General features: G+C 31.4%; 13 protein-coding genes. 10 read left to right on the top strand and 3 right to left on the bottom strand.

Annotated elements, in window-relative coordinates; genetic code table 11:
• The first annotated feature begins 12 nt into the window (after window positions 1–12).
• The 7 genes from HM985_RS03590 (at window position 13) to HM985_RS03620 (ending at window position 4,359) form a co-directional block, all read left to right on the top strand.
• The gene (locus tag HM985_RS03590) at window positions 13–528 is read left to right on the top strand and encodes a hypothetical protein (RefSeq protein ID WP_179374913.1); all 516 of its coding nucleotides are present in this window, start codon (window positions 13–15) and stop codon (window positions 526–528) included.
• Window positions 528–1,370 (top strand): aldo/keto reductase, encoded by an 843-nt coding sequence (locus HM985_RS03595; RefSeq protein WP_179374914.1) that lies wholly within the window; start codon window positions 528–530, stop codon window positions 1,368–1,370. The genes HM985_RS03590 and HM985_RS03595 overlap by 1 nt, the downstream gene beginning before the upstream one ends.
• A gap of 69 nt (window positions 1,371–1,439) precedes the next feature.
• The gene (locus HM985_RS03600; RefSeq protein ID WP_179374915.1) at window positions 1,440–1,871 is read left to right on the top strand and encodes a PH domain-containing protein; all 432 of its coding nucleotides are present in this window, start codon (window positions 1,440–1,442) and stop codon (window positions 1,869–1,871) included.
• 58 nt (window positions 1,872–1,929) lie between these two features.
• Complete coding sequence (locus tag HM985_RS03605) at window positions 1,930–2,853, top strand: hypothetical protein (RefSeq protein WP_179374916.1); 924 nt, start codon at window positions 1,930–1,932, stop codon at window positions 2,851–2,853.
• 173 nt (window positions 2,854–3,026) lie between these two features.
• The gene (locus HM985_RS03610; protein WP_179374917.1) at window positions 3,027–3,302 is read left to right on the top strand and encodes a hypothetical protein; all 276 of its coding nucleotides are present in this window, start codon (window positions 3,027–3,029) and stop codon (window positions 3,300–3,302) included.
• A gap of 29 nt (window positions 3,303–3,331) precedes the next feature.
• Complete coding sequence (locus HM985_RS03615; protein ID WP_246284947.1) at window positions 3,332–3,967, top strand: spermidine synthase; 636 nt, start codon at window positions 3,332–3,334, stop codon at window positions 3,965–3,967.
• Window positions 3,968–4,008: 41 nt separating this feature from the next.
• Entirely contained in the window at window positions 4,009–4,359 is a 351-nt protein-coding gene (locus tag HM985_RS03620; protein WP_179374919.1) for a hypothetical protein, read from the top strand.
• On the opposite strand, the gene HM985_RS03625 is transcribed toward HM985_RS03620, so the two are convergent.
• Entirely contained in the window at window positions 4,356–4,841 is a 486-nt protein-coding gene (locus HM985_RS03625; protein ID WP_179374920.1) for a CBS domain-containing protein, read from the bottom strand. The two genes, HM985_RS03620 and HM985_RS03625, sit on opposite strands and share 4 nt — an antisense overlap.
• Before the next feature lie 122 nt (window positions 4,842–4,963).
• Here HM985_RS03625 and HM985_RS03630 point away from each other — a divergent pair, with 122 nt between their 5' ends.
• Window positions 4,964–5,773, top strand: a complete 810-nt coding sequence (locus HM985_RS03630) for an NAD(P)H-binding protein (RefSeq protein ID WP_179374921.1) — start codon at window positions 4,964–4,966, stop codon at window positions 5,771–5,773.
• 94 nt (window positions 5,774–5,867) lie between these two features.
• Entirely contained in the window at window positions 5,868–6,581 is a 714-nt protein-coding gene (locus HM985_RS03635; protein ID WP_179374922.1) for a hypothetical protein, read from the top strand.
• Window positions 6,582–6,658: 77 nt separating this feature from the next.
• Here the strand turns inward: HM985_RS03635 and HM985_RS03640 are convergent, their stop codons facing one another.
• Window positions 6,659–8,725 (bottom strand): M13 family metallopeptidase, encoded by a 2,067-nt coding sequence (locus HM985_RS03640; RefSeq protein ID WP_179374923.1) that lies wholly within the window; start codon window positions 8,723–8,725, stop codon window positions 6,659–6,661.
• A gap of 97 nt (window positions 8,726–8,822) precedes the next feature.
• Window positions 8,823–9,350: a hypothetical protein gene (locus tag HM985_RS03645; protein ID WP_179374924.1), complete on the bottom strand. Its 528-nt coding sequence runs from the start codon at window positions 9,348–9,350 to the stop codon at window positions 8,823–8,825.
• A 170-nt stretch (window positions 9,351–9,520) separates the two neighbouring features.
• Here HM985_RS03645 and HM985_RS03650 point away from each other — a divergent pair, with 170 nt between their 5' ends.
• Window positions 9,521–10,474, top strand: coding sequence for an NAD-dependent epimerase/dehydratase family protein (locus HM985_RS03650; RefSeq protein WP_179374925.1), 954 nt, complete (start codon window positions 9,521–9,523; stop codon window positions 10,472–10,474).
• The last annotated feature ends 263 nt before the right edge of the window (window positions 10,475–10,737 follow it).

Consider the following 10,737-nt stretch of genomic DNA (forward strand, 5'->3'; position numbering starts at 1 on the left):
ACTTATCATTTAATGGATTTAGCAAGACATTGTCGTTTATGCGATCATCAAATAACGAGTTTAAAAATTGGTACAACCTGTGCTCTAAACAATCGAAAGCCAGAATTTAATAAAACTTGTTCTAAAATCGAGCTAAATAAAAAGTTTGAAGATCAACTAGAATATGTTAACATAGATTACCAAAATCATAAGCGAAAAAAGCTTTTAACCTACACCTATTTTGTTGTATTTGCCGTAATGGGAATCGCAGTAATAATCGGAGGATTTTTATTTGGTAAATTCACCTTAGAAAGCAGAATTATATCCTCAGTAACAATAACGATTATAGTTATCGGAATTACCTTACTCGGAAAAGCATTTGGTACTTTAAACACATACCGACAAGATATTGAGATCGCTAAAAGCAAAAAAGATAACATCGATGAAGTTCTAAAAGAATACAATATTACATATGATATTCAGGTGATGTTTGGAAAAGAAATTCACGGAGCTCAAGATGTTTATGCAGAATTAAAAATAGATCACTAATGAAAACATATTTCACACTTAACAACGGTATTAAAATTCCATCTTTAGGTTTCGGAACCTGGAAAACACCCGATGGAGAAACTGCTATAAAATCAATAAAAACAGCCATAGAAATTGGTTATAAACATATTGATGCAGCAGCAATTTATGCAAATGAAGAAGGTGTTGGCGCAGGGATTAAAGCCTGTGGTATTGAACGCAAAGATCTTTTTATAACCAGTAAATTATGGAATGCTGAACGTGGATATGAAAGCACATTAAAAGCTTTTGAAAAAACCTTAGAAGATTTACAACTCGATTATTTAGATCTATACCTTATACATTGGCCAGCTGCAGCACATCAGTTTGAAAATTGGCAAGAGATAAATGCAGAAACTTGGAGGGCCATGGAAAAACTATACAATGAAGGAAAAATTAAAAGCCTTGGTGTAAGTAATTTTATGCCGCATCATTTAGAACCTTTAATGAAAACAGCTAAAACAAAACCTTCTGTAAATCAAATTGAATATCATCCAGGATTTACACAACCAGACTGTGTAAAGTTTTGTGCGGATAACAATATTCAAGTTGAAGGCTGGAGCCCTCTTGGTCGTGGTGAAGTTTTAAATAATGGTATTTTAAAATCTATTGCTAAAAAATATAATAAATCTGTTGCTCAAGTTTGCATTCGTTGGGCTTTACAGAACGGTGTAATACCATTACCAAAATCAGTTACACCACACCGTATAGAAGAAAATTTTGATGTGTTTAATTTTCAATTAACAGCATCAGATATGACTGTCATTAATGGCTTAGAAAAAATTGGGGCTTCAGGCTTAGATCCAGATTCAGTTGAATTTTAGTCTCCATTAGTTACTATTCTAAAATATAAAAAATATTAATACCAGTAAAACAATTCAACCTAACAAACGATGACTAAAACTTTCAATTCCAAAATATCTTACGGCTTATTAATTGTAGTATTTGTCGTGTTTTTTGGATCATTAATACCTACATTAATTTATGGAGGTCTTACTTTAAAAACAATACCTATTCTATTATTTATAGCACTGATCTATGCGCTTATATTACACATGTTCTTCAACACAACATATACCCTAACTCATAATATACTTAAAATTAAATGTGGTTTTTTCCATTATAAACCTATTGTAATTAGTGAAATTAAAGAAATATCAAAATCTTCTAATATTATTTCATCACCAGCAGCCTCATTTGATCGTATTGAGATTAAATATGGAAAAAATAATGAGATGATTCTTTCCCCAAAAGACAAATATAAATTTGCAGACTTCTTAACAAGGATAAATCCCAGGATAAAAAACAACCTATCTGAAAATTAAAAACAGTAATCCTAAAACCATTGTCATTACCTTATCGTTTTAATAAATAATTTAAGCTATGAAGAAATTTTTAGGATTTATTATTATTGTGATGCTCACTTCATGCAGAAACTCAGCAAAAAAACAAATAACGACAGAAACAAAGTTTGAAGAGATTATTCATACCAACTACGAGCTAAACAAAGTTTCTAAAAATGCAAAGGGAGTCTTAATTCTTTTTGGTGGTTTTCCAGAAAATGCACAAGATATTAAGCGTGAGTTTAAAATATTAAAAGATGCGAAAAATAATGCTATTTCAGTTCTCTTTATGAACTATAGTGGTAAATTATGGCTAAATCAAGATGAAAAAATACAATTATCTAAACAGCTTAAAAATATTTTTAAAACAAACAAATTACCAACCGATAACATCTTTATCGGCGGATTCTCTAGTGGAGGAAACATAGCATTATTAATTAGTAATTTTATAGCAGGTTATAATCCTAGTATAAAACCTAAAGGGGTTTTTATAGTAGACGCGCCATTAGATTTAATCGGGTTATACAATACAGCACAAAAAAATATTGAGCGCGATTTTTCAAATTATACAAAAGAAGAGAGTCTCTGGATTCTTGAGACATTGAGCAATGCTTTTGGAAATCCTAAGGATAGTATTTCTAATTATGAAACTTATGCTGTCTTCACTTCAGAAACAAAAAATATAGATAATCTTTCACATTTAAAACACACCAAAATTAGATTATATACAGAACCAGATACCCTTTGGTGGCAAAAAACGACAATGGCAGAGTATAAAGAACTAAATGCCTACGCTATTAAATCACTTTCTGAAACTTTGAAATCCTCACATTTTAAAGCCATTCAATATATACCTACAAAAAATAAAGGTTATAGATCTAATGGAGAAAGACATCCACACAGTTGGTCTATTGTTGACACAAAAGATTTAATAAATTGGATGCAACTAAAAGAGCAACCTTAAATTAAATTATAGTTAAGATAGGCTAAAAACGCAGTAATTTATCTCGTTTTTTTCATTTTAGCTGAAATAATGCCCCGTTAGTGGGCAAATTGGCTCTTTTCTAATTTATTTTATAATTTAGTAATAATTAAAGCAGTCCCCTATACACACTGCTAATCCATAAATATCCCTATATGAAAACAAATTTAACAAACGTAAAAAAAGAATTAGAGAGCTATGCTAGTGAATCTGGTATGACAGAAATGCAAGTTTTAGACAAATTAAAAGATTATTACTTTAATAAAGAAGTGAATAAAAATTTAAAACTCTATAAAAAAGGAAAAAAGAAAGTCAGTGAAATAAATAGAGACTTAAAAATTTCTTCGCGTAAATTCTATGCTATTTTAGATAAGAAAAACATTAGCTATACCAAATACAATAAATCTAAGACGGAAGAGGAAGTAGAATAAAGCTTACCTTTAGCTCGTATATGAAACGAATGCTAAGTTATATTTATCCGGTAACCAAAACTATTACTTCTAAGTATAGTGGTGAATTAGAAATTACGTGGTATAACGGAAAAAAGCATCTCAATTCTCAGAATGCCAACTACAGTTATGGCTCATTACAACGAATTTTAAAATTTGGACTTGAGAAAATTAATCTCACCAACTTTAATTCCATTCTTATTTTAGGCATGGGTGGTGGCAGTGTTATAAAAACCTTACGAGAAGATTTTAATTATAACAACGCCATTGAAGCGGTAGAGCTAGATTCTGTTGTGGTAGATATTGCCAAAACAGAATTTGGCATTATCGAAAACAATCTATTAAAAATACATTGTATGGATGCATTTCAATTTGTGCAAACAAACACAAAAAAATTCGATTTAATCATTGTAGATCTTTATATAGATCTTACTGTACCAAGTAAGTTTTTAGATCAGGAGTTTTGGAACCAAGTATTAAGTTCAAAATCTATAAAAGGCACCGTTCTATTTAATGCCTCAGTAAATGCTTCTAATGAAGCTAAAGTAGATAGTTTGGTTAATTACCTTAAATCAAAAGTTTTTCAAGTAGATATCTACAAAAAAGTAAATAACACTAACACCGTAATCATTGCCAGAGGTTTATAATGAATTTTAATTAGTATATTGTAAGAACTTAATTTTACAACATGCGAAAAAAATGCCCAGAATGTGGTGATGAAATTATCGGCAGAATTGATAAAAAGTACTGCAGTGATGGCTGTAGAAATGCGCAAAACAACCGAATTAATAAAGATTCTAAAAATCTAATAAGAAACACAAATAACCGCTTAAGGAAAAATTATAGAATCTTAGAAGCTCTTAATCCTAATAAAAAAACAAAGTGTTCTAGAGCCAAACTTATAGAAAAAGGTTTTGATTTTAATTATTTTACCAGTACCTACACCACTAAGGCAGGCACCATATACTACTTTGTCTACGACCAGGGCTATTTACCACTAGAAGGAGACTATTACGCTTTAGTAAAGCGAGATGATTAAGAGCTTTTTTTGGTAGTACTATTCCAATTTTCACCTTTTAGATTAAGTGCGGCAATTAAAATATCTTTCTGACTAATTTGCCCTACCAATTTTCCATTTTCAACAATAGGAAAACGTCTTCTTTTAGATTGTAAAAACTTATTTGCAGCATCAAAAACATCCATATTACCATCAATAGTTTCAACATCTGTAGCCATGCGCTTATCAACTGTATCATGCTTTAAAGGCATATTGTAATAGCGACTTTCACTTAATTGTTTTAGACAGTCACCTTCAGAGATAATCCCAATTAATTCTTGTCTATCATTAACTACAGGGCCACCAGAAATCTTATTTCGTATTAAAGCTTCTACAACCTCTTGTACAGACTGATTGGGCTTAAATGTGATGAGATTTGTAGACATGTAATCTCTTACCTTTAACGTAATTGTTTCATTTACAAATTGTTGCTTACGAGCACCTTGAAAACTTTTAATAGCCATAATATTGTTGTTTATTAATTAGAGATAAACTTAAAGTTACTGAAAATTAATGACTTAAAAAAACATCAACAATAAAGACTAAATATGCAGTATCTTTAATCTCTAAAAATTACTCTTACATTTTGAATACACAAATTAGCATTATAGGATGCGGTTGGTTAGGTTTTTCTTTAGCTAAAAAACTAGTAGAGACCGGTTTTAATATCAACGGTTCAACCACTACAACAGACAAATTAAATCTTTTAAAAGAACACGACATCAATCCGTTTTTGGTGACTTTAAATCCCTCTGAAATATCAGGTGATTACACTCAATTTTTAACAGGAAGTGATACCGTTATTATTAATATTCCTCCTGGATTAAGAAAAAATCCAAATAAAAATCATGTCGCGGAAATAAAACACTTGATTCATGAAATTGAAAAACAAAAAGTAAAACAAGTTTTATACATTAGTTCTACTTCTGTTTTTCAGAATGAAATAAATTTTCCAATTATAACTGTATCAACTGTTCCTAATGCAATTTCTAATAGTGGAAGACAGCTTATAGAAATTGAAAAAATGCTTCAGGAAAATTCAAATTTTAAAACAACCATTTTACGTTTTGGTGGTTTGGTAGATGAAGAGCGCCATCCTGGTCAATTTTTATCAGGTCAAAAAGAGATTTCAAATCCTGAGGCTCCAACTAATTTAATTCATAAAACTGATTGTATAGCTATTATAACTTCGATACTTAAAAATGATCTTTGGGGTAAAGCTATAAACGCTGCTTATCCTAAACACCAAACTAAAAAAACCTATTATACTAACTATTGTAAGCTTCAAAATTTACCACTTCCGATTTTTAATACTTTAGAAGAAAGTAAAGGGAAAATTATAGAATCTAAAATAATGGTACAACTTTTGAAATACACCTTTAAAGTAGCACCATAGAAATTAATAGATTTTTAAGATCATTTACTATTAATTTTTATAGATTTAGACCATTAATTTTTTAAATGATTAAACAACAATAAATAAAGAACAAATGAAGACGATTACAATTGCAATTCTCATGTTATTTTCAGCAGGTATTTTTGCACAAACTAACGCAGGATTAAAAGAACATTATCAAGCCTATTATAAGCAAATGAAAAAGCAAGGGGATACGCAAGGTGTTATAAATGCCATGACGCATCTTAACATTTTAGAACCTTCTGTAGAACGTACAGATACTTTGGCATACATCTATCTTTCTGAAAGACAATATATGCAAGCCTTAAATACTATTGGAGTAGACAAAAATGCTACAGATTCTGATATGAATGTAGAAGTAAAAGCATTAGCTTTAAAAAACTTAAATCAGCCTAAAATGGCTTTAGAACATTTTGAAGTATTAAATAAACGTGATCCTAATGTTTATTTAGCTTATGAAATGGCTGAAATGAAAATTCAAACAAACGATTTAGCTGGTGCTAAACTAAATCTTTCATATGCGTTAGATAACGTAACAGACGATATGAAGCGTGCTTTCTACGAGAAACAAAAGCCTTATGAAACATCTATGAAAGCAGCTATTATGTATTTAAAAGGACTATTGACTTTTTCAGAAAACAAAACAGCTAACATAGATGCAGCACTTAAATTTATGAATGATGCTTTAGCTATCGATCCTAATTTTAGTTTAGCTAAAATTAGTAGAGAAGCCCTAGAGGCTCAAAAAGCACAGCAGGCACAACAAGCTGCTGCTGATAAAAAGTAACCGTTTAGAATGATCTAAAATATAAAAGGTGCAGCTCAATGAGCTGCACCTTTTATTTAATAATCTTAATATAACATTTACCAAATTCTAACACGCTTTTCTGGCGCTAAATACATAGAATCGCCTTCTTTAATATTAAAAGCTTCATAGAAAGCATCAATATTTTTTAAAGGTTGTGTTGCTCTATAAATACCAGGAGAATGTGGATCTGATTTAATCTGTGATCTTAGTCCTTCTTCTCTAGTTAAAGTTCTCCAAACAGTTGCCCAAGACATAAAGAAACGTTGTTCTGGAGTAAATCCATCAACATTTTCTGGTCTTCCATGTTCTTCAAAATATAACTGTAAACCGTCATAAGCACCAAGAACACCACCTAAATCTCCAATATTTTCACCTAAAGTATAAGCTCCATTAATATAAACACTATCTAAAACCTGAATAGCAGAATACTGCTCAGCTAAGGCGTTACCTCGTTTTTCAAATTCAGTTAAATCTTCTGGTGTCCACCAGTTATTTACATTTCCATCGCCATCAAAACGTGCTCCAGAATCATCAAAAGCATGAGAAATTTCATGGCCAATTACAGCACCTATTCCCCCGTAATTTACAGCTTCATCTGCTGTATAGTTATAGAATGGTGGTTGTAAAATAGCAGCAGGAAAAACAATCTCATTGTTCATTGGGTTAAAATAAGCGTTCACAGTTTGTGGTGCCATTCCCCATTTAGATTTATCCACAGGTTCATTAATATCGGCTAAGTTTTTTTTCTGTGCCCAAGCACCAACAGCCATCATGTTTTCTGCATATGTGTTACCTTCTTCTATTTGCATAGCTGAGTAATCTTCCCATTCATCTGGATAAGCAATCTTAACTGTAAATTTATCTAGCTTAACAATGGCTTTCTTTTTCGTTTCTTCGCTCATCCAATCTAGCTTATTAATTCTATTTTGGAATGCCTTGATAACATTTGCAATCATCTTTTCAGCTTTAACTTTTGCTTCTGGCGGAAATTTAGCTTGCACATATAGTTGTCCAATAGCTTCACCAACACTTCCATCTACAGTTCCTAAAGCACGTTCATCTGCAGGGCGCATCGCTTTAGATCCATTTAAAGTTTTACCATAGAACTCCCAGTTAGCTTTCTCCATCTCAGTGGTAAGCATTCCTGCAGCATTATCTAAAGTATTCCATACCATCATAGTTTTTAGGTCTTCTACAGGAGTCGACTTTAAAAATGTATCCATAGCTTTCATATACTTAGGTTGCATCACCATAAGTGTATCTACTTTTTTATCAATACCCATATCGTCCATTAATTTCTGCCAATTAATAGAAGGACTCATTGCTTGTAAATCTGCCAGAGCAGTTGGGTTATTAAAGTTTCTGATATCTCTACTTGCTACTTTGTCTAAACGAGGCTCTGCTAACTGAGTTTCTAATACTAAAATTTTCTCTGCTGCTACACGTGCATCTGTTTCTGGGTAATTTACATACTGAAGCATTTTAGTAATATGATCTACATACTTCTCTCTTATTTCAACCGTTTTTGCATCTTGATCAATATAATAATCACGTTGCAATCCTAAACCTCCGGGAAATACCCAAGCAGTATTCATACTACTATCATTAAGATCCGCGTTAGCTCCAATACCTGCAAATGGTGCACCAACACCCAAGGTAGAGGCATACACCGTTTGCATATCACTTAAATTTTTAATCGCTGTTATTTTGTCTAATATAGGCTGTAATGGAGCAATACCCGCTTTGTTACGAGCAATCGTATCTAACTCAGACTCATAAATTAATAACGCTTTTCTTTGATCTGATCCTTCTGTGTAAGTACCTAATTCTTTAGATGTTTTTAAAATTTCTAAAACATCATGCCTAGTAGATTTACGTAAAACACCAAATCCTCCCCAACTAGATTCATCATCTGGTATTGTATTACTCTTAGCCCAATTACCGTTGACATAATTATAAAAATCATCCTTTGGATCTACCGTTGTATCCATATTCTCTAACACAATCCCCGGCGTTTTTACCTCCGCTATAGCTGTGTCTTTTTTGGCCTCCTCTTTACATGAAACTATTGTAAAAAATGCCAAACCTGATATCGCAATTACGCGACTAAAATTGGTTTTCATAATTTATTATTGTTTAGTTTTAATTGAATATAATTATAGGTCTATAAACATTTCTAAATGTTACAAGCAATAATAACTTTAATATTTAGAGATCATATTATTCAGGAAGTATTTTATTGTACATATCTCGTTCTAATTTTTTATTTATCATATCATTTAAATTAGAAAATGCGATAAAAAGACCTTTAATGCTTGCTATCTTTTCTTTACGTTCAATGTTATCTAAGGTAAGGTTCTCATTAAGTTTTAAAAGTTCTGTTTCAATAATCGCATTCCGAGACAAAATTGGATTTGTACTAAATTCACTTGGTAACCCCTTTTTAAAATCAGTAATAAACTTTTTCAATGTTTCCTTATCACCATCAAAAAATGAAAAATCTCCTCGTTTCAAAAAACTTAACTGTCTTAACAACTCTTGGTATTCCCCCCAGGATAGAATCGCTTCTTTTGACTCAGGACTAAGAACAAAATCCTTATAATCAATATTTTCAATGGTTTTTGCTGTAATTCTAGAGTTCTCCTCTACATCTACAATAGTATCTACCGTAGCGTCACTTTTGGAATCATCATCACAATTAGTAACAAGAATACAACTCAATATTAAAATGACAAATCTAATCTTCATAACACTGTATTAATTTGAATGTAAATATACTAAACATTACTTTTCTATTTTTAATATATAAAAATACAAAATTGTGGAATCCATAAAATTAAACCATTTATTTTTTGAAAACTTTAATATTAGAACGGATTAATTCTTACTACTTTTGGCAGAAACTATTAAACATTTAGATGTCTTCAAAAATATTAATTATTGGTGCCTGTGGGCAAATAGGAACAGAACTAACTACTAAGTTAAGAGAAATACATGGAGTAGATAACGTGGTAGCTAGCGATATTAACACTCGCAATTTAGAGCTTGTTAATGCTGGCCCTTTTGTAATTTTAGATGCTAAAAACTTCAACGCTATTAAAGATTGTTGCATTAGTCACAAAATAGATACAATTTATTTAATGGCAGCCCTATTAAGTGCAACAGGTGAAAAATACCCTATGGAAGCGTGGGACTTAAATATGAATTCACTTTTTCATGTATTAAACTTAGCAAAAACCAAGCAAATTAAAAAGATCTTTTGGCCAAGCAGTATCGCTGTTTTTGGACCAACAACTCCTAGAGAGCATACACCACAACATACCATATGCGAGCCGACCACAGTTTACGGTATAACCAAGCAAGTAGGAGAACGTTGGTGTGAATACTACTATAATAAATACGATGTAGACGTAAGAAGTATTAGATATCCTGGAATTATCAGTCATAAAGCGTTGCCAGGAGGAGGAACAACTGATTATGCTGTTGAAATTTATCATGAAGCTATTAAAAAAGGTAAATATGAAAGTTTCTTGTCAGAAAAAACACACCTTCCAATGATGTTTATGGACGATGCTATAAAAGCAACAATAGATATTATGTCAGTACCATCTAAAGATTTAACTATTAGATCTTCTTATAACTTATCTGCTATCAGTTTTACCCCTGAAGACATAGCCAATAGTATAAAAGCAGAAATTCCACATTTTACGATAACCTATAAACCAGATTTTAGACAAGAAATTGCTGACAGTTGGCCTTCTTCAATAGATGATAGTGTAGCACGTAAAGATTGGAATTGGTCGCACGATTTTAATTTAGAAAGAATGACTTCAGAAATGCTAACTAACCTAAACAAGAAGTATAAACCCTAAACCTTATATCTCTTTAGAACAAAAAAGTCCCATCTATTACAGATGGGACTTTTTTGTTTTAGGTATTAGCTTGTATAAGCCAAACTTTATAAACTCTAGAACGATTCTCTTGGCTTCTCTTTAGCTAGCTCTAGTGTCTTAAACACAGCCTACCTTCTAAGCTTTATTAGTTTATAAAAGAAGCAGTAAAAAAGGATATAAAAGCAAAAAACCCTTACTAGTTATCTAGTAAGGGTTCTTAAAAAGGCGGCGACCTACTCTTC

This window comes from Winogradskyella wichelsiae (assembly GCF_013403925.1).
Lineage (GTDB): Bacteria > Bacteroidota > Bacteroidia > Flavobacteriales > Flavobacteriaceae > Winogradskyella > Winogradskyella wichelsiae.